Annotated in this window: 16 protein-coding genes and 1 pseudogene; 11 read left to right on the top strand and 6 right to left on the bottom strand. The window is 73.7% G+C overall.

Features of this window, described 5'->3' with window-relative positions:
• The first annotated feature begins 78 nt into the window (after positions 1 to 78).
• From OG332_RS39615 to OG332_RS39600, 4 genes and pseudogenes are all read left to right on the top strand, one after another.
• Positions 79 to 477, top strand: a complete 399-nt coding sequence (locus OG332_RS39615) for a TOBE domain-containing protein (protein ID WP_327417977.1) — start codon at positions 79 to 81, stop codon at positions 475 to 477.
• 190 nt (positions 478 to 667) lie between these two features.
• Positions 668 to 1,480, top strand: a complete 813-nt coding sequence (gene modA / locus OG332_RS39610; RefSeq protein WP_327417976.1) for a molybdate ABC transporter substrate-binding protein — start codon at positions 668 to 670, stop codon at positions 1,478 to 1,480.
• A gap of 277 nt (positions 1,481 to 1,757) precedes the next feature.
• Positions 1,758 to 3,740, top strand: coding sequence for an ABC transporter permease (locus tag OG332_RS39605; RefSeq protein ID WP_327417975.1), 1,983 nt, complete (start codon positions 1,758 to 1,760; stop codon positions 3,738 to 3,740).
• 347 nt (positions 3,741 to 4,087) lie between these two features.
• Positions 4,088 to 4,201, top strand: a pseudogene (locus OG332_RS39600) (darcynin family protein); the annotation flags it as partial.
• A 12-nt stretch (positions 4,202 to 4,213) separates the two neighbouring features.
• On the opposite strand, the gene OG332_RS39595 reads toward OG332_RS39600, so the two are convergent.
• Positions 4,214 to 6,283 (bottom strand): SpoIIE family protein phosphatase, encoded by a 2,070-nt coding sequence (locus tag OG332_RS39595; RefSeq protein WP_327417974.1) that lies wholly within the window; start codon positions 6,281 to 6,283, stop codon positions 4,214 to 4,216.
• A gap of 246 nt (positions 6,284 to 6,529) precedes the next feature.
• Here OG332_RS39595 and OG332_RS39590 point away from each other — a divergent pair, with 246 nt between their 5' ends.
• On the top strand, positions 6,530 to 6,736 hold the full coding sequence (locus OG332_RS39590) for a hypothetical protein (protein ID WP_327417973.1): 207 nt from the start codon (positions 6,530 to 6,532) through the stop codon (positions 6,734 to 6,736).
• A gap of 12 nt (positions 6,737 to 6,748) precedes the next feature.
• Here the strand turns inward: OG332_RS39590 and OG332_RS39585 are convergent, their stop codons facing one another.
• Together OG332_RS39585 and OG332_RS39580 are read right to left on the bottom strand one after the other, a co-directional pair.
• The gene (locus OG332_RS39585) at positions 6,749 to 6,982 is read right to left on the bottom strand and encodes a hypothetical protein (protein WP_327417972.1); all 234 of its coding nucleotides are present in this window, start codon (positions 6,980 to 6,982) and stop codon (positions 6,749 to 6,751) included.
• Positions 6,983 to 7,191: 209 nt separating this feature from the next.
• Complete coding sequence (locus tag OG332_RS39580) at positions 7,192 to 8,529, bottom strand: DUF6777 domain-containing protein (protein WP_327417971.1); 1,338 nt, start codon at positions 8,527 to 8,529, stop codon at positions 7,192 to 7,194.
• Positions 8,530 to 8,796: 267 nt separating this feature from the next.
• Here OG332_RS39580 and OG332_RS39575 point away from each other — a divergent pair, with 267 nt between their 5' ends.
• Complete coding sequence (locus OG332_RS39575; RefSeq protein WP_327417970.1) at positions 8,797 to 10,089, top strand: streptophobe family protein; 1,293 nt, start codon at positions 8,797 to 8,799, stop codon at positions 10,087 to 10,089.
• A 111-nt stretch (positions 10,090 to 10,200) separates the two neighbouring features.
• Here the strand turns inward: OG332_RS39575 and OG332_RS39570 are convergent, their stop codons facing one another.
• Positions 10,201 to 10,929, bottom strand: coding sequence for a hypothetical protein (locus OG332_RS39570; protein WP_327417969.1), 729 nt, complete (start codon positions 10,927 to 10,929; stop codon positions 10,201 to 10,203).
• Positions 10,930 to 10,935: 6 nt separating this feature from the next.
• On the bottom strand, positions 10,936 to 13,350 hold the full coding sequence (locus OG332_RS39565; RefSeq protein WP_327417968.1) for an ABC transporter ATP-binding protein/permease: 2,415 nt from the start codon (positions 13,348 to 13,350) through the stop codon (positions 10,936 to 10,938).
• 179 nt (positions 13,351 to 13,529) lie between these two features.
• Here OG332_RS39565 and OG332_RS39560 point away from each other — a divergent pair, with 179 nt between their 5' ends.
• The 5 genes from OG332_RS39560 to OG332_RS39540 all read left to right on the top strand — a co-directional run bounded on the left by OG332_RS39560 (position 13,530) and on the right by OG332_RS39540 (position 18,723).
• Complete coding sequence (locus OG332_RS39560) at positions 13,530 to 14,549, top strand: cation diffusion facilitator family transporter (protein WP_327417967.1); 1,020 nt, start codon at positions 13,530 to 13,532, stop codon at positions 14,547 to 14,549.
• 44 nt (positions 14,550 to 14,593) lie between these two features.
• Positions 14,594 to 15,091 (top strand): NUDIX domain-containing protein, encoded by a 498-nt coding sequence (locus OG332_RS39555; protein WP_327417966.1) that lies wholly within the window; start codon positions 14,594 to 14,596, stop codon positions 15,089 to 15,091.
• Between the two features lie 48 nt (positions 15,092 to 15,139).
• Entirely contained in the window at positions 15,140 to 16,393 is a 1,254-nt protein-coding gene (locus OG332_RS39550) for a Tm-1-like ATP-binding domain-containing protein (RefSeq protein WP_327417965.1), read from the top strand.
• A gap of 132 nt (positions 16,394 to 16,525) precedes the next feature.
• Positions 16,526 to 18,124 carry a serine/threonine-protein kinase gene (locus OG332_RS39545; protein WP_327417964.1) on the top strand — a complete coding sequence of 533 codons (1,599 nt, stop codon included), beginning with the start codon at positions 16,526 to 16,528 and terminating at the stop codon, positions 18,122 to 18,124.
• A complete protein-coding gene (locus OG332_RS39540; RefSeq protein ID WP_327417963.1) occupies positions 18,121 to 18,723 on the top strand; it encodes a hypothetical protein in 603 nt (200 codons plus the stop codon). Before OG332_RS39545 ends, OG332_RS39540 begins: the two co-directional genes overlap by 4 nt.
• Here the strand turns inward: OG332_RS39540 and OG332_RS39535 are convergent.
• On the bottom strand, positions 18,701 to 19,027 hold the full coding sequence (locus OG332_RS39535; RefSeq protein ID WP_327417962.1) for a DUF6191 domain-containing protein: 327 nt from the start codon (positions 19,025 to 19,027) through the stop codon (positions 18,701 to 18,703). The genes OG332_RS39540 and OG332_RS39535 overlap by 23 nt on opposite strands.
• Between the last annotated feature and the right edge of the window lie 161 nt (positions 19,028 to 19,188).

Genomic DNA, 19,188 nt, shown 5'->3' with positions numbered 1-19,188 from the left:
CAAGAGGCATGGCATCTGCTATGGAGATCAGCCCAAGAGAATTGCAAACGCGCCATACGTGCGCCTACCTTGTCGCACATGCAGCAGTCCTACACCATCGGACAGGCGGCGCGTCTGCTGGGCGTCAGCCCGGACACCGCGCGCCGCTGGGCCGACGCAGGCCGGGTCGTGACCCGTCGCGACGAAGGCGGCCGACGCCTGATCAACGGCCGTGACCTGGCGGCCTTCTCCGTCGAGGTGGGCCAGGGCGCACACGCCGAGGACGGAGAGCCGTACACCTCGGCACGCAACGCCTTCCCCGGCATCGTCACCGCCGTCAAGCTCGGCGACGTGGCCGCCCAGGTCGAGATCCAGGCAGGTCCCCACCGCCTGGTCTCGCTGCTCACCCGTGAGGCCGTCGAGGAGCTCGGACTGGAGGTCGGCATGCAGGCCACCGCCCGCGTGAAGTCCACCAGCGTGCACATCGACCGCACCTGACCCGGACGACACGACGGAACCCGGACGGTTCCGCCCACCGGCCCCGCGATCCCCGCCGTCCGCCGCGGTCCCCCGCACCCCGCTCAGCACCGCCGAACGTCCCCGCCCGCTCCGCCCGTCACCGGCGCGGGTCACCACCGCGCGGAACCGGCACCTGCCGGCCGCCGACCCGACCGAGGAGCCTCTGCTCATGTTCCCGACCCCCACCCGCCGCCGTGCCGCGGCCGCCGTGCTGACCGCCGCCCTGCTCGTACCGCTGGCCGCCTGCGGCAAGGGGGACGACAAGCCCGCCGCCGGCTCCACGCCCGGCTCCGCCTCGGCCTCCGCCCAGCCCAAGGCCGCGAACCTCACCGTCCTCGCCGCCTCCTCCCTCACCGACGTCTTCAAGACCGCGGGTGCCGAGTACGAGAAGACCCACCCCGGTACGGAGATCACCTTCTCCTTCGCCGGTTCACAGGAGCTCGCCGCGCAGGTCAAGCAGGGCGCCCCGGCCGACGCGCTGGTGACCGCCGACACCAAGACCATGGACGGGCTGAGGGCCGAGACCGGCGACGCCACGGTCATCGCCAAGAACCGCCTGGTCATCGCGGCCGGCAAGGGCAACCCGTTCAAGATCGACGAGCTCAAGGACCTCGCCGACACCAAGCTCAAGGTCGTGCTCGCCGCGCCCGAGGTCCCGGTCGGCCGCTACAGCAAGCAGATCCTCGACGCCCAGAAGATCGAGGTGAAGCCGGTCTCCCAGGAGCCCAACGTCCGCGCCGTGCTGAGCAAGGTCGAGCTGGGCGAGGCCGACGCCGGCCTCGTCTACAAGACCGACTCCGCCAAGTCCGGCGACAAGGTCGTCACGGTGGACATCCCGGACGAGCAGAACGCCGTGGCCTCCTACCCGGCCGCCACGCTGAAGCAGTCCAAGAACGCCGAGGCCGCGGCCGCGTTCGTGGCCTGGCTGAGCACCCCCGAGGCCCGGAAGATCCTGCAGGACGCGGGCTTCCAGAAGGTCTGAGCGCCGCCGGCGTCGGCATGACGAGGGGCTGCCCGGCCCGGGGGGACAGGCAGCCCCTCCCGGCGTACCCGCGCAAGTACGCCCGTACGACGGGCGGTTCACAAACCGGTTCACGAACCGGTTCGGAAGCCGGTTCACAAACCGGTTCGGGAGCCCGTACGGCGGCAGGTGCAAGCGCCCGTACGGCGATCCCGGCCACGGCCGCCTCATCCGCCCGGACCGGCCGGCCGCGGCATACCCTTCCCCCGCCGTCACTCTCCCCCAGCCAGGAACGCCCATGAGCAGACCCCGTACCCGTACCCGCCCCCCGCTGGCCCTGGCACTCCCCGCACTGCTCGCCGTCGCGTTCCTGCTGATGCCGCTCATCGGCATCCTCGTCCGCACCCAGTGGGGCGAGCTCGGCAGCCATCTCGGCAGCCCCGGCGTCGTCGAGGCGCTGAAGCTCTCGCTCCTGGTGTCCCTGTGGGCCCTCGGCCTCTCGCTGCTCCTCGGCGTGCCCCTCGCCTGGCTGCTGGCCCGCGTCCCGTTCAAGGGCAAGGCGCTGGTCCGCTCGCTCGTGCTGCTCCCGATGGTGCTGCCGCCGACCGTCGGCGGTGTGGCCCTGCTGCTCGGCTTCGGCCGGCGCGGGCTGCTCGGGCCCTGGCTGGAGGACACCTTCGGGATCACCCTGCCGTTCCACACGTCGGGTGCGGTCGTGGCGGCCACCTTCGTCGCCATGCCGTTCCTGGTCATCAGCCTGGAGGGCGCCCTCGGCGGCCTCAAGCAGAGCTACGAGGAGACCGCCGCCTCGCTCGGCGCCTCACCGGTCCGCGTGTTCTTCACGGTGACCCTGCCCATGGTGACCCCCGGCCTGATCGCCGGAGCCGCGCTCACCTGGGCCCGCGCGCTGGGCGAGTTCGGCGCGACCATCACCTTCGCGGGGAACCTGCCCGGCACCACCCAGACCCTGCCGCTGCAGGTGTACCTGCTGCTCCAGGACCGGCCCGAGGCCGCCACCTCCGTCTCGCTGCTGCTCCTGGCGATCGCCATGGCCGTGCTGATCGCGCTGCGCGGCCGCTGGACGGGCACGCCGGTCACCGCCCGCGAGGCCGTCGCCGCGCCGCCGGTCCCGGACGAGTCGCCCGCCGCCGCGCCCGAGGCCGGCTCCGACACCGACACCGACACCGGCACCGGCACCGGCACCGGCACCGGCACACTGCCCGAGGCCGCGCCGCACGAGGCCGGCCACTGGCCTCTGCACGCCACCGTCACCGGCTTCAACCAGCTCACCCTCGCCGCCGAACCGGGCACCACCATCGCCGTCGTCGGCGAGAACGGCGCCGGCAAGACCACCCTGCTGCGGGCCCTGCTCGGCCTGACCCCCCGGGCCCACGCCGAGCTCCGGCTCGGCGACGCCGACGTCACCGCGCTGCCCCCGCACAAGCGGCAGGTGGCCTGGGTGCCGCAGGACGGCGCACTGTTCCCGCATCTGAGCGCCCTGGCGAACACCGCGTACGGGCTGCGCGCCCGCGGGGTGCCGCGCGCCGACGCGCGCCGCGAGGCGCAGGCCTGGCTGGACCGGCTCGGCGTCGGGCACCTCGCCCAGCGCAAGCCGGCCCAGCTGTCCGGCGGCCAGGCCCAGCGGGTGGCCCTGGCCCGCGCGCTGGCCGCCCGTCCGCGGCTGCTGCTGCTCGACGAGCCGCTGGCCGCCCTCGACCAGACCACGCGGGCCCGCGTCCGGCACACCCTGCGCACGCACCTCGCCGGCTTCGGCGGGGTCTGCCTGATCGTCACGCACGATCCCGTCGAGGCGGTGTCGCTGGCCGACCGGGTCCTCGTACTGGCCGACGGCCGCACCCTCCAGGACGCGCCGCCCGCCGAGGTGAGCCGGCACCCGCGCTCCCCGTGGGTGGCCCGCATGCTGGGGCGCAACGCCTGGCCGGGCATCGCGTCGGCGGACGGGCTGGCCCTCGCCGAGGGCGGACGGCTCGTCGTCGCGGAAACGCTGCCCGAGGGGGCGCAGGCGCTGGCGATCATCGCCCCGGAGGCGGTGTCGGTGCACCGGGAGCGCCCGGGCGGCAGCCCCCGCAACGTCTGGCCGGGCACCGTACGGGAGATCACCGCGGTCGGCAGCCGGCTGCGCGTGCTGATCACCCCGGGCGGTGCGCCCGACCTGGTCGCGGAGATCACCCCGGAGGCGGCGTCCGAGCTGGGCATCGTCGACGGCGCGGCAGTGTGGACCAGCGTGAAGGCCACCGAGGTCACGCTCGTCCGCCTCTGACGGCTGGGCAGTCGGACGGCCGGAACCCTCAGACCCCTCGGTGAATCGTTCGGACGTGTCAACGGGCTGACATACGTTCAGCTGATCCTGCGCCCGTCGGCAAGCACCCGCCGCGCGTCGACGTGCTGCGCTCGCAGCAGGGCCTCGCGACCGCTCTGACCGTACTGCTGTGCGTCGCCGCCGGGCGGGTGCCTCGGTGCCTCGGTGCCTCGGTGCCTCGGTGCCTCGGTGCCTCGGTGCCTCGGTCAGATCATGCGGTTGGGCTCCCGGGTGTGCGGAGGGTCCGACGGATGGCGTTGCGGAGCCAGTGGTGGCCTCTGTCGGCTGCATGGCGGGGGTGCCAGGCGCGCGAAACCCCTTTCTGGGACCGCTACTTCGAGGTCATCGACCTCCTCGTCGGCACCGAGAACGGCTACGCCCGCACCTACGGCCTCGAATCCGTAGCCACCATCACCACCTGACACACCGCCCGCTCAGTCCCCCGGCTCCGGTCCGGCGAGGGCGAACTCGCACCACACGCACTTCCCGCCGCCCCGGGGTTCCACGCCCCACTCGTCCGCGAGCCGCTCCACCAGCATCAGCCCGCGGCCCGACACGGCCCAGTCCCCCGCCTCCCGCCGTCTCGGCAGGGCGCTGCTGGTGTCCTCGACCTCGATGCGGATCCGGCCCTGCACCGTGAGCCGCATGCTGACGTCGCCGCCGCCATCGGTGTGGACCAGGGCGTTGGTCATCAGCTCGTCCGCCGCCAGTTCGATCTCGTCGGCCCGGTCCCGCGCTCCCCACGCGGCCACCGCCGCCCGGATCAGGTGCCTGGCCAGCCCCGGGGCTTCGGTGTCCCCCGGTTCCAGCCGCTGGCGCAGCGGACCGCCGCCGCGCGCGCCGGGCGTGCCGCGACGGCGCAGGACGAGCAGGGCCATGTCGTCGCCCCCGCCGGAGTCCCCGACCAGGTCGCACAGCACGTCGGCGAGCTCCTCCACGTCCACCGGGCCGCTGTGGACCGCGGCCATGAGCTCCCGCATGCCGGTGTCGTGGTCCGCGCCGGTGCGTTCGATCAGACCGTCCGTGCACAGCACCAGGGTGTCCCCCGGGTGCAGCTCGAGGCTGGTGACGGGGTAGCCGGTGCCGGTTCCGGGCTGTTCGCGGGCCGGCAGTCCGAGCGGTAGTCCGCCCGCCACCTGGATGCGGTGGCAGCTGCCGTCCCCGCGCCGCACGACCGGGTCGAGGTGGCCGGCGCGGACCATCCGGAGCATCCCGGTGGTGAGGTCCACCTCGGCGTACGTGCACGTGGCGAACCGTTCCGTCTCCAGTTCGCGCAGGAAGGCGGAGGCCCGCGCCATCGCCGTCGCCGGGGTGTGCCCCTCGACGACGTACGCGCGCATCACGATGCGCAGTTGCCCCATGACGGCGGCCGCGTCCGTGTCGTGCCCCTCGACGTCGCCGATCATCACCCCGACGCGGCCGTCGCCGAGCGGGATCACGTCGTACCAGTCGCCGCCGATGTCCCGTCCCATCCGGGCGGACCGGTAGCGTACGGCGATCCGCGCGCCCGGCACCTCCGGGATCCGGCGGGGCAGCATGGCCCTCTGGAGCCCTTCGGCGAGGTCGTGCTCCTGCTCGAAGAGCATGGCTCGCTGGAGGCCCTGCGCAACGCCGCTGCCGAGTGCCATCAGCAGGTTCCGCTCCTCGGCGGTGAATTCCCCGTCCCGTGTGTAGAGCAGCCCGAGCGCCCCGATGGGCCGCCCCTGGGCGATCAGCGGCAAGTAGACCCCGCTGCGGACGGACAGCGGCTCGATGTACGGCCACAGCTGCGGGTAGCGGCTCTGGAACTCCTCGCGCGAGACGAGGAAGACCGGCTGCATGGTCCGTACGGCCTCGCTCATCGGGAACCGCGCGTCGATCCGCGTGTATTCGATCTCCGGTACGTACGAGCCGAGCTGCCCCTCCGCGACCAGGTGGATGCGGCCTCCGTCGACGATGCCCAGCATCACGCTGACCGCGCCGAGGTGCCCGAGGGCCTGGGGGTCCTTGAGGACGTCGGTCACGTCGTTGACGGTGCGGGCGTGGGCGAGGATGGCGGTGGTCCGCTCGACGACGCCCGTCATCCGGCGCCGCCCCTCGGCCTGCTCCCCGGCCGCCCCGGGGTCGCCCGGGTCGTGGGCGGCGTCGCGCAGGATCCCGATGACGCGGTACGGGCGGCCGTCCGGGTTCCGCAGGATGTGGCCCTGAATGTGGGTCCAGGCCGGCGTTCCGTCGCGGAGGCGGGTGCGTACGTAGGCCCCGTAGTGGCTCCGGCCGTCCTTGATCGCCTGCGCGACCCGGGCGTCGAGGCGGGCCGCCTCGGCGGGGGCCAGGCGCTGCCGCAGCCCCTCGGAGGTCCCGTCCCACTCGTCCGGGCGCAGGTCGAGGACCTCGAGGGCGGTGGGGTCCAGGTGCATCCGCCCACTGTCGAGGTCCCAGTCGAACGTGCCCATGCGGTTGAGCGCGAGGCTCGTATCGGGCCGCGCGGGCCAGTCGACCTCGGGGTTCTTTCCCCTGCGGGCCATGCAGCCAGGGTCTCACTCTCCCCCGCCCGTGTCCCCGTGGGGCGGCCGGCCACCGGCTCCCCCCTGCCCAAGGCGCCGACGCGGGCACGGCCCCGGCCGAACCGCAGCCGCCCGCCCGAGCTGGGGCGCCGGCCTGCCGAAGATGAGGGAAAACCCCCTGGCCCACGGTCTGTTGGCCGCCGGCTCCGCGCGTGACTCCGTGTCCGCCTCGGCCAGTTCGGCCCGTTCGCGCAGGGAGGCGATCAGTTGCTGCCGGGACCGCCGGAACAGCCCCCGGTCGTCGGCGGCGCGAGCGGTCTCCTGCACGAGTGGCTCGGCTGGATCCACTTCATGGGATTCGTCCGTTTCCTCGCCCCTGACGGCTACGAGACCTACAGCTACGTCGTCAGGGTCGTCCTCGGCCTCGCGGTGGGCGCCGCGGGCGACGCGCTGACCCGGCGCGGCCGCGCCTGATCCGGCACGCCGCTACACCATCCGTGTCTTCACCGGCCGACACCGGTGTGCGTAGTGCGCCCGGGTCGAGGCTGCCAGCAGGGGTCCCCACAGGACGAACAGCCCACTGGTCACCCCGGCCGCCAGCGCCCAGCCGGGGCCCTCGAATCCCGCGTCCGTCCTCCCGGCCGGGCCGAAGGTGCTCAGCACCCGGTCCACCGTCGGCGCGAGCGCTCCGGCCGTGAGGGCCGCCGGTACGAGCACCACCGCGGGGCGCCGCCGGCGCCGCTGCTCCGCTTCGGGCTGCTGCGCGGCCGGGGCGAGGTGCTCCCGGACTGGAGAGCGTGCTGAGGCTCTGGATGCAGGGGCCTCGCCGCGGGGCGGGGGAAGGGCGTCGGACCTGGGAGTGCACCGCATCCCCCGCGTGGGGGATGCGGTGCACTCAGGGCTGCCGCTGGGGCTGGTACCCCGGCCGGCTAGGACTCGTTGACCTCCGGCTCCTCCTCTTCGGGCGGAACTGGGGCTTCGGGCTCCACCGGGGCCACCGACTCAGGCTGCTCCGGGACCGTGTCCGGCCTCGTCTCCGTCTCGGCCGTCGCCGTCGTGCGCGTCTCGGCCGTCGCCGTCGGTTCCTTCTCGGTCGGCGTCGTGGGCGTTTCCGTCTCCGTGAGCGTCTTCGGTTCCGTTTGCGTCTCCGTGGGCTTCGCCGGCTCCGTCTCCGTCTCCGTGGGCTTCACCGGCTCCGTCTCCGTCTCCGTGGGCTTCACCGGCTCCGTCTCCGTCTCCGTGGGCTTCACCGGCTCCGTCTCGGTCTCCGTGGGCTTCACCGGCTCCGTCTCCGTCTCCGTGGGCTTCACCGGCTCCGTCTCCGTCTCCGTGGGCTTCACCGGCTCCGTCTCCGTCTCCGTGGGCTTCACCGGCTTCGTCTCGGTCTCGGTCGGCTTCGGGTGCGTGCCCGTGGGCTTCGGCTTCGTCTCGGTACCGGTCGGCGTCGGCTTCGTCGGGATGAACGTCGGCGTCTGGATCACCGGCGGCGGCACCGGCCGGTCGGGCCTGCCTTGGTGGCTGCCCTTCTCGCGCTCGTACCAGCGCCGGTTGTCCTGGTCATAGATCACGATCTTGTGCACCACGGTCGGCGCCGGTGCGATGACGACCACCTTCTGCGGCTGGTACGAGGGCCACGTCTGCCCGAAGCGCTTCGGATTGGCCTTGAGCGCCACCGGCGGGCCGAGCGGGTTGCCGCACGCGCAGCGCACCCGCGGCACTCCCCGGTCGTCCACCAGCACGGCCGTCCCGGCCTGCAGTACGGCCTGGTAGCTCGTGAGCTTGCCGTTCTGGTAGCCGTGGTTCGTGACCCGGGTGTCCATCCGCAGCTGCACCGAGGTGAGCGAGCGGAGGTACGCGGGGACGGACTGCGGCTGGATGCCGAGCGCCGAGGCGAAGGCGGCGTTCTTGGAGGGGTCCGCGGACAGCGCCTTGATCTGCTTCTCGACGTCGCAGCTGGCGGTGTCCCTCGTGCCCCCGTACACGCCCGGCGCGGAGCCGCTGATGCTCCTGGTACCCGTCGTGGTGCCCTGGGTGGCGCTCGTGGGGGCGCTGGGGGTCTTGGGGCCCGTGGGGGACGCCGCCGGGCTCTCCGGCGGCTTCGCCTCGTTGGTCACGGTCGACTCGGTGAACGGGTCGGGGCCGGAGGCGGCGGCCGGCTGGAGGAAGACCTCCCCGCCGGCGTTGTCGGTACCGCTGGGCCGGGTGAGGACGACGGCCAGGGCCACGACCGCCACCACCGCGACGAGCATCGTGGCGAGCCGGGGCACGGACCGCCACCAGGGCCCCTTGGCAGGACCACCGGGCCCGCCGGGGGATCCCGGCGTGGGCGGTGCGGGCGGAGGCGGGGGCGGCGGCCCTTGCTGCCCGCCCGAGAGCGGGCCGGAAGGCGGCCCGCTGGGGCGCTCTGACGAGGGCGGCCGGCCGGAGGGTTGCGTGGTCACGGGCTCTTCTTCCCAGTAGGAGGGAGTTCCCTGCGGACCATTGTGTGCGCCATCCGGGTGGTGCCCGCAAGCCGAGGATGCCACGGTGGCAGGGTGAGCCGGATACCGAGATCACCATCGTCCGGGGGCTCCGCGAGGGCATGGCGCGACGCCCTCGTCGCCGTCGTCGCGGGATTCGCCGTGATGACCGCGGTCGCCGCCGCAGGGCTCGCGTGCGCGGGCGCGGGCGACCTGCCGGGCGGCGCGTTCCCCCGTGTGGTCGCCGCGGTCGTCGTGATGGCGGCCGGCGGTTCGCTGGAGGTGTCGGGAGGGGCCGGTGTCCTGGCGGGGGCCGACGCGAGCCTGTCGGCGCTCCCGCTGTCGGTGAGCCTGGCCGGCGCCCTCACCGCGGGCTCCTGCTTCCTGCACCCCCTGCACAACCGTGCGGTGGCCCGGCCCCGCGAACTCATCGGCCGGGCCCTCCCGTTGGTCGTCCTGTGGCTCCTCGCGCTGACCGGGGCCGCGTTCCTCGCCCGGCAGTCCTTCGGCATCTCCACCGGCGACTCCCCGGTCGGGGTGATCGGTGAACTCCTCGACTCGGCCCCGACCGTGGGGTTCCGGGCCGACCTGCCCGCCACGCTCCTCTTCGGACTGCTGTGGATCCTGGGCCTGCTGCTGATCGCCCTGCTGGTCTCGCGCCGCGCGCCGCTCCCGGCCGGGCTGGTCCGCTACCACGCGGCGCTGCGCCCGGCCGCCTTCGCCACGATGCTGCTGCTCCTGGCCTACGTCGTCCTCGGTGTCGGGGTCGGCCTGGTGGTGGCCGCCACCCAGGGCCATGCCGCCCGGACCTTCGCGGTCATCCTGCTCGCGCTGCCGAACCTCGCCTGGATCGCGTTCACCCTGGGCTTCGGCGGCGCCTGGGAGGGCCGGGTCGAGGGCCCGTTCGGGCTGCCGATGCCGCAGCTCCTGGACGAGGTCCTGCGCGGCTCCGAGCTGTCCGCGGTGGACGTGGCCTCGCTCGCGGAGCGCGACTCCCGTGCGTGGTGGCTGGTGGCCGTGGCCGCGGTCCTGCTCCTCGGCACCGGAGTACTGGCGGCCGTGCGCTCCCCCGCCCACGTCCGCTCCTGGCAGCACGCGCTCCACCTGGGCGTGGCCCTGGCCCTGGCGACCCTGATGGTCTGTCTGCTCGCGCGCGTGCAGGCACAGTTCGGCCTCTCCCTGCTGGGCATCGGCGAGGTGGACGGGCTCGGCGGCGAGGTCGTGCTGAATCCCGTCCTGTGGCGCACGGTCGGGCTCGCCCTCCTCTGGGGTGCGGTGGCGGGCTTCCTGGGCGCCCTCCTGGCCCGCCCCCTGCACCGCCGCGGCCGCGTCGAGGAACCCGCCGCAGCCACGACCCCGGCGCCCTGACGTCCGCCGCCCGCCTCCGCTCCCCAGCCGCCCACACCCCTCGGCCGGTCGGCCGCTTCCGGGACCCCCTGAGTCGAGCCCCGATCCGGTCAGCCGCTTCCGGGAACGCGCTCAGTCGGCTTCCGGATCGTGCGTGTCCACGATCAGGGTGGTGTCGTGCTCCGTGCCGTGCTCCTTGTCGTGCTCCTTGCCGTGCTCCTCGTCGTGCTCCTCGTCGGGGTCGGGCCGACCCGCCACCGCCCCGTCGGCCGGTGGCGGATCCGGGGGTACTTCGGCTCCGGTGCCCACCTGCGTCGGTGTGGGCGCGGATGGGGGCGGCGGTTGCGGCGGACCGGGCGAGGCCCCCGGCGCCGCCACGACCGCGAAGGTCGTCAGGCGGCTCTCGTCGCCGTACAGCCACTTCCCCGCCGTCACGTCGTAGACCCACACCGACTCCCCGTCCACGACCACCCCGGCCCGCAGCCCCCGTACGGTCCGCCGGAAGGCATCGGCGTCCGTCCTCCCCGAGGCGAGCTCGTCCGCGGCACGCCGGTAGCGCTCCAGGGCCTCGGCGGCGCGTGTGAGCATCGGCCGCGCGTCCTCCGTACGGGCGAGCGGCCGGTCGGTCGTCGGCGGGGGTTGCGGCACCGACACCAGGAGCCTGCCGTCCACCCAGGCGGACCAGCCGTTGGCGCACAGGACCTCGCCCCAGTCGCCGCGCCGGGACAGCAGCTGTACCGGGAGGAAGCCGTCGAGCGGCACTGTGGGGCGGGACACGTCGGGGCTCTCCCAGGCGGGTAGACCCTCTTGCGGGACGACGTGGGTGGGCCGGAAGTCCTCGACCGGGCCGGGGCTGGTCATGGGCGGCTACTTCCGCATGACCGCGGGCTCGTGGCGGCGCAGCATCCGGGCCACCAGCACGGTGAACAGCGCGGACAGGGCGAGCAGCATCCCCATGTCGATGAGCCACAGGCTCGCCTCGTGATCGAACATCGGGTCCTGGGTGATCTTGAGGGGCACGATCGCGCCGAGGTCGGTGGTGGTGGCCATCGCGCCCATGGCCCACCGGGCCGGCACGAACCAGGCCAGCTGTTCGAGGACGGGGACCCCCGACAGTTTCAGCAGGGCCCCGCAGAAGGCGGACTGGACGATGGTGAGGAGGACCAGCAGCGGCATGGTGACTTCCTCCTTGGTCACCAGGGCGGAGATCATCAGGCCGAGCAGCATCGAGGTGAAGGACAGCAGGGCGACGGCGAGGGTGATCTCGATCAGCGGCGGCAGGAAGATCCCCGTGCCGCCGGGGGCGTTGGTGTCGACCCCGCCGAGCCCGACCACGGTGAGGACCACGGCCTGGGCGATGGTGAGCGCGCCGAGGACCAGCACCTTGGACATCAGGTAGGCCGACCGGGACAGGCCCACGGCGCGCTCGCGCTGGTAGATGACGCGTTCCTTGACGAGTTCGCGCACCGCGTTGGCGGCGCCGGTCAGGACTCCGCCCAGGACCAGGATGAACAGCGCGTTCAGCCCCGTCTCGGCCGTGAGGGCGCTGCCGGCCAGCGCACGGGCCAGCCCGCCCATGACGAACGGCAGCCCGACGATGATGGCCAGGAAGGTGCGGTCGGCGCCGAGCACGGCGGTGTACCGGCGGATCAGGGTCGAGAGCTGGGAGCCCCAGCTCTGGGCCTTGGGCGGCGGCTGCGGCACGGCGCCGCCGGCCGAGGCCGCCTCTCCGGCGAGCGGCGGCGGGGGCCTTCCGGCGGAGACGTCGACGTAGCGGCTGTGCAGCGGCGAGGCCCGGTACTGCCCGGCCCAGTCGCGGTCCTGCCGGTTCTCGAACGCCTCGTAGGCCTCGGGCCACTGTTCGTAGCCGAAGAAACCGAGGGCCTCCTCCGGAGGGCCGTAGTACGCGGTGCGCCCGCCGGGCGCGAGGACCAGGAGGCGGTCGCAGACTTCGAGGTTGAGCACGCTGTGGGTGACGACGATGACCGTGCGGCTGTCGTCCGCGAGGCCGCGCAGCATGTGCATCACCGAGCGGTCCATGCCGGGGTCGAGGCCGGAGGTGGGCTCGTCCAGGAAGAGCAGGGACGGCTTGGTGAGCAGCTCCAGGGCCACGGACACGCGTTTGCGCTGGCCGCCGGAGAGGCTGTGGATGGGCTGGTCGGCGCGCTGCTGGAGGCCGAGTTCGCCGATCACCTCCTCCACCCGGGCCTGGCGTTCGGCTGGTGCGGTGTCCTGCGGGAAGCGGAGTTCGGCGGCGTAGCCGAGGGCGCGCCGGACGGTGAGCTGGGAGTGCAGGATGTCGTCCTGGGGGACGAGCCCGATACGGCGGCGCAGTTCGGCGTAGTCGCGGTAGAGGTCGCGTCCGTCGTAGAGGACGGTGCCCTGGTCGGCGGGGCGCAGCCCGGTGAGCGCGCCGAGCAGGGTGGACTTGCCGGCGCCGCTGGGGCCGACGACGGCGAGCAGGCATTTGGCCCCCACGGGGAAGGAGACCCGGTCGAGGAGGATCTTGCGGCCCTTGTCGACGGCGACGGTGAGGCCCTGGACGTCGAGCGAGATCTCGCCCGTGTCCACGAACTCCTGGAGCTGGTCCCCGACGAGGCAGAAGGCAGAGTGTCCGATGCCGACGATGTCGCCCTGGGCGAGGGGGGCGGCCCTGAGGTCGAGGCGGGCGCCGTTGAGGTAGGTGCCGTTGTGGCTGCCGAGGTCCGCGATCTCGTACGTGCCGTCGGCGAGGGCACGGAGTTCGGCGTGCCGGCGGGAGACCGTGAGGTCGTCGATGACGAGGTCGCTCTCGGGGGCGCGGCCGATGCTCACCGCGGTACGGGCGAGGAGCGGACGTACGGTCGTCGGTCGTTGGAAGCTACGGGACAGGGACGCGACCCGGGAGGGCCGGACACCGGCGGCGGCGTCCGGTGCGGCGGAGGAAGGCGGGGGCGGAGGGGGAGGGGGAGCCGGAGGGGGCGGCGGACCGACGAGGACGGCGCCCGGACCGTCCTGCTCGTCGCCGAAGCGCAGCCGGCTGCCGACGCCGACGCTCCATTCGTGGACGCGCCGGCCGTCGGCCCAGGTCCCGTTGGTGCTGTGCTCGTCCTCCACCGTCCAGTGGTCGCCGTCCGGGCGCAGGACCGCATGGCGCCAGGAGACGCGGGCGTCCTCCAGGCAGATCTCGCAGAGCGGGTCCCTGCCCACGTGGTACGTCCGGCCCGGGCTCATCGCGATCGAGTCCGTGTCGGTCACCAGAACGAGCTCGGGTGCGGTCGGCACACCGGGGCGCTGGACCATGAGCAGATTTTCCCATGAACCCGCCGGCCCGGCAGCCGTCCGACATCACCGCAGGTCAGAGGCCTCTTATGGGTAATGACAACGGTCCCCGTTGCAGCCTTTGCCCATCTCGCCGGGGTGCGCTTCACTTCACGCGACGGATCCGAACACACGGGTGCCGCGATGAGACGGGGGACGCCATGAGTGGGCACGACCACGCGCACGACGGCCACGACCACGGGCACGGAGGCGGACACGCGGGACACAGCCACGGCGTGTCCGCCGACGCCGACCGCCGCTGGCTGGGGATCGCGCTGGGTCTGATCGGTACGTTCATGGCCATCGAGGTGGGCATCGGCATCGTGGCCAACTCCCTGGCCCTGATCTCGGACGCGGCGCACATGCTGACCGACGCCGTCTCCATCGTCCTCGCGCTGATCGCGATGCGGCTGGCGGCCCGCCCGGCCCGCGGCGGTTTCACGTACGGCCTCAAGCGCGCGGAGATACTCTCCGCCCAGGCCAACGGCCTGACGCTGCTCCTGCTGGCGGCCTGGCTGGCGTACGAGGCGGTGCGGCGACTGATGGATCCGCCGCCGGTGGAGGGCGGGCTGGTCGTGGTGACGGCGCTCGCGGGCATCGTCGTCAACGTGGCCGCGGCCTGGTGCATCTCCCGGGCGAACCGTTCCTCGCTGGCCGTCGAGGGCGCCTACCAGCACATCCTGAACGACCTCTTCGCCTTCATCGGGACCGCGGTCGCCGGTCTGATCGTGCTCACCACCGGCTTCCGGCAGGCTGACGCGATCGCCACCCTCGTGGTGGTGGTGCTGATGGTCAAGGCGGGCTACGGGCTGGTCCGCGAGTCCGGCCGGATCTTCCTGGAGGCCGCCCCGGCGCATGTGGACCCGGACGCGGTCGGCGACCGGCTCGTCGGACACCCGCCCGTCACCGAGGTGCACGACCTGCACATCTGGACCATCACCTCGGGGCAGGCGGCGCTCTCCGCACACGTGCTGGTGGAGCCGGCGGGCGACTGCCACGCCGTACGCCGGGACCTGGAGGGGCTGCTGGCCAAGGAGTACGGGATCACGCACACCACCCTCCAGGTGGACCACGCGCAGGATTCCCTCCTCACGGTGGGCCGCGCGGGTGAGGGCCCGTCCGGCGCCCACTGCGCGGACGCGCACGGGCCGGTCCACCGGCAGGGCCCGCACGACCACTGACCGCGGAGCACTGACCCGCGCCCGTACGGGGCATGGATGGACCCATGACGCACAAGCGCAGTGCCGGACTGCTCCTGTTCCGGCGGACCGGCGGTCCGCCGGAACAGGACCCGTCCGGGGTCGAGGTCCTGCTCGGACACATGGGCGGTCCGCTCTGGGCCGGGCGGGAGGCCGGGGGCTGGGCCGTCCCGAAGGGCGAGTACGGGCCGCAGGAGACACCGCGGGACGCGGCCCGCCGGGAGTTCACCGAGGAGATCGGGCTGCCCCCGCCGGAGGGCGAGTACCTGCCGCTGGGCGAGGTGCGGCTGACCAGCGGGAAGCTGGTGACCATCTGGGCGGTGGAGGCGGACCTCGACCCGGAGCTGATGGTGCCCGGAACCTTCACCATGGAATGGCCCCCGCACTCCGGGAACGTACAGGAGTTCCCGGAGCTGGACCGGGTGGCGTGGTTCGCTCCTCCGCTGGCTGAAAAAATGCTGATTAAGTCTCAAGTTCCTTTCCTGGAGCGGCTGTTGGTGCTCCTGGGGGGCCTTGGGAGCTGACTCGTACCTGCACTTGCCAACATCCCCACCTGCGTGGACATTGCACATATGACGAACGTCGTGCTGGTGGGAACCCTGGACACCAAGGGTGTGGAGTACGGCTGGCTGCGCGAGAGGCTGCTGCGCGCCGGCGTCGAAGTGGTACTGGTCGATACGGGAATCATGGGCGAACCCCGGGTGCCCGCCGACGTGCCGCGTGACGCGGTCGCCCGGGCGGCGGGAACGGAACTGACGGAACTGCGCACGGCCGCCGACCGGGGCGCGGCCGTGACCACGATGGCCCGCGGCGCGGAGGCGACGCTCTCACGCCTGCACGCCGAGGGCCGGCTGCACGGGGTGCTCGCGATCGGCGGCAGCGGCGGCACCTCCATCGCGACCCGGGCGATGCGCGCCCTGCCGCTGGGCGTGCCGAAACTGATGGTGTCGTCCATGGCGTCCGGGGACGTCAGCCCCTACGTGGGCTCCTCGGACATCACGATGATGTACAGCGTGGTGGACATCGCCGGGATCAACAGCGTCTCCGGACCGGTCCTGGCGAACGCCGTCGAGGCGATCGCCGGAATGGCCGGGGCCTACGCCCGCGCCTCCCTGGAGCGCCGCCCGCCCCGGCTGGGAGCGGGCGCCCGCCCGCTGGTCGCGGCGAGCATGGCGGGCGTGACCACGGCCGGTGTGGACGCGGCCCGCGAGCGGCTGACGGACCTGGGCTACGAGGTCCTGGTCTTCCACGTCAGCGGCACCGGCGGCCGCACCCTGGAGACCCTGGCCGGCCAGGGGATCTTCGCGGGCGTCCTCGACCTCACGCTCAGCGAGCTGGCCGACGACCTGTGCGGGGGCATCCTCACCGCGGGCCCGGACCGGCTCAGCGCGGCCGGGCGGGCAGGGATCCCGCAGGTGGTGAGCCTGGGGGCGCTGGACATGGTGAAGTTCGGCCCGCTGGAGAGCCTGCCCCAGCGGGTCCTGGACCGGGGGGTCCACGTCCACAACCCGTCCATCACGGTGATCCGTACGAACGAGGCGGAATGCACGGAACTCGGCCGCCGGGTCGCCGCCAAACTGCGCGCCGCGACCGGCCCCACGGCCGTCTGCGTCCCGCTCCGCGGACTCTCCACGCTCGGATCGCCGGGCGGCCCCTACCATGACCCCGGCGCGGACCGGGCTCTGTTCTCGGCGCTGCGCGACGGCTTGCGGGGCAGCGCCGCCCGGCTCTACGACTACGACACGCACATCAACGACCCCGCCTTCGGGCGGGCGGCCGCCGACCGGTTGCACGACATGATCGGCGCCGTGGCGGCCGCGGCCTGAGGGCCGCAGCCTGAGACACCCCGCACCGTCGGGAACCGGCCGTGCCGGAAACGTGTCCCAGGGGGTGGCCGGTCACCGACCGGGACACGGTGCGGCACGGCACGGCGGACAGCCGGACAGGGGGCGGGAACGATGAAGGACACACGGGCGGCATGGTCGGTCCCCGGTTACACGGAGGTCCGGGAACTCGGCGCGGGCGGCAGCGGCCGCGTGGTGCTCGCCGTCCACGACGCCACGGGCACGGCGGTCGCGGTGAAGTACCTCAGCGACCGGCTACGCCAGGACCCCGCGTTCGTCGGGGAGTTCCGGGCCGAGGCCCGCCTCCTGGGCGGGCTCGGGACCCCGTACGTGGTGAGGCTGTACGAGTACGTGGAGTCGCCCGGCGGCGCGGCCATCGTGATGGAGCTCGTCGACGGCATCTCCCTGCGCGCGCTGCTCAAGCAGTCCGGGCAGGCGGATGCCGAGGCCGCGCTGGTGGTCCTCAAGGGATCGCTGCTCGGGCTCGCGGCGGCGCACCGGGCCGGTGTCGTCCACCGGGACTACAAGCCGGAGAACGTGCTGGTCGCGGCGGACGGCTCGTCGAAGCTGGTGGACTTCGGGATCGCGGCGAACCGCGGCACCACGCCCGGCGTGGCCGGAACCCCCGCCTACATGGCGCCCGAGCAGTGGCAGGGCCGGCCGGCCTCGCCCGCGGCCGACGTGTACGCGGCGACGGCGACCTTCTTCGAGTGCCTGACCGGGCGCAAGCCGTACGACGGGGAGAACTTCGCGGAGCTCGCCGTCCAGCACATAGAGGCGCCCGTACCGGAGACCGAGGCCCCGGAGCCCGTACGACCGCTGATCAGGCGCGGCCTCGCCAAGCAGCCCGAACAGCGCCCGGAGAACGCGGAGGCGTTCGTCGCGGAGCTGGAGGGCGTGGCCCTGGCCGCGTACGGGCCCGAGTGGGAGGAGCGCGGGCAGCGCAAGCTGGCGGCGCTGGCCGCGCTGCTGCCGCTGCTGTTCCCCTCGGCGGGCGCCCCGGCGGCGGGCACCACCGCGGTGGCCACGACCGCCCTGAGCAGCGGCTCGGGCTGGGCGCCCGGCCGCAGCGGCTGGCTCGCGGCGGGGATCACGCTGGTCCTGGGCGCGGTGGTGGTGCTGACCACGGACGCGATCGGCGCGGCCCCGAGCGGGGCCTCGGCGTTGAGCGCCTTCGCCACGACGAGCGCGGCGCCGCCCGGATCGGCCTCCCCGACCCCGAGCCCGACGGTCTCCGCTTCCGCTTCGCCGACTCCGAGCCCCTCGGCGTCCCCGAGTCCTTCGCCGTCCGCCTCCGCGTCGCCGTCGGCGTCGCCCTCGCATGCGCCGAGCCCCACCCCGAAGCCCACGGTGAGCTGGTCGCCCACGCCGACTCCGACGCCGGCCCCGGTGGTCACGAAGGTCGACGTGTCGCTCAAGACCGGCGTGTACCGGGGCGACGCGACGGTCTCGGTCGCCGCCCAGGGCACCGGGCCGGTCACGGTCGTACTGGAGTGGTTCCTCGGCGGTGTGCAGGGCTCCTACTCCGTCCCCGACGGCACGGAGTCGTTCACGGTCCAGGCCGGCTCGCCGGTCACCGTGGTCAAGTCCCACGCCTTCACCCGCGACCGCGGCTGCTACGGAGGCGTCCGGGTGACCACCAAGCCGACCGCCGGGAACAAGTCCGCGTCGGCCTCGCAATACCTGCTGCGCTGCCAGGACGTGCCCCGATGACCGATCCCCGCGCCCCCGAGGGCGACGACTACAGCGCCACCGTCCTCGGGAGCCACTGGTTCTCCGGTCCTCCCGTGGCCCCGGAGGTGGCCCCCGACCGGGTCGAGGGATCCGTGCTCCGGTTCGGGCCCGGGGTGACCGCGGCCATGCCCGCGCCGTTCCCCCTGGTGGTGGCCGCCGTTGCCGCCCCCCGGCGCCGCCGGTTCGCAGGTCTGCGGCGGTACGCCCTCGCCGCGGTCGTGCTGGCCGCCGTCCTCGCGTACCTCGGGTGGCAGCGGTTCGGGCCCGCCATCGAGGTCCGGGACGTGGCCGTGACCACCGATCCCCAGGGCCCGCCCTGTGGCGCGACGGCCGATGTCGTGGCCGTCGTCGGGACCAACGGGCGCCCGGGGACCCTCACCTACCGCTGGGTCCGCAGCGACGGCACGCGGTCGCAGGAGCTCACCGAACGGGTGCCGCGCGGGCAGCGGGAGGCCCGGCTGCACCTGCTGTGGACCTTCCAGGGCACGGGGAACCACCCCGCGCGGGCCGAGCTGCAGCTGCTGTCCCCGGGTCAGCGCACGGCCGCGGTGGACTTCACGTACCGCTGTTCCCCGTAGCGGGAAGCCGGATGACGGCGAGCCCGCCGCCGAGGTCCACGCGGGAACGCGGCGGCGCGCCGTCCTCCTCGTCGTCGCGCAGGACGAGGGCGCTCTGCCGTTCCTTGAGCTCGTTCTGCTTGCCCGGCGAGAGACTGGCGTGCAGCTGCTCGAAGCCGGTGGCGGAGATCTGCCCCTGGCGGCCGTTCCAGCGCCAGGGCAGCAGGCCCGCGCGGCCCGCGCGTTCCAGTGCCAGGTCGAGGAAGGCCATGGCCGTGAGCAGCAGAGCCAGCCCCGGAAGGGTCATGAAGACGACGAAGCCCATGGCCCGACGGTAGCCGACCCGGCGGTTCGGCCGTCCGGCCGGACCGTGGCCGTCCGGCCGAGGCGCGGGCGCCCCGCCCCCTGGTCCGCTGGAAGACGTTGACGAGGGTTCAGGGATGCCCTCAGGCACCGCTGCGCGTCACGTTCCGGCCGGCGGACACC

This window comes from Streptomyces sp. NBC_01233 (assembly GCF_035989305.1).
GTDB lineage: Bacteria > Actinomycetota > Actinomycetes > Streptomycetales > Streptomycetaceae > Streptomyces.
Note: the sequence above shows the minus strand (reverse complement) of the source record. Positions and strands in the feature narration are given on the sequence as shown.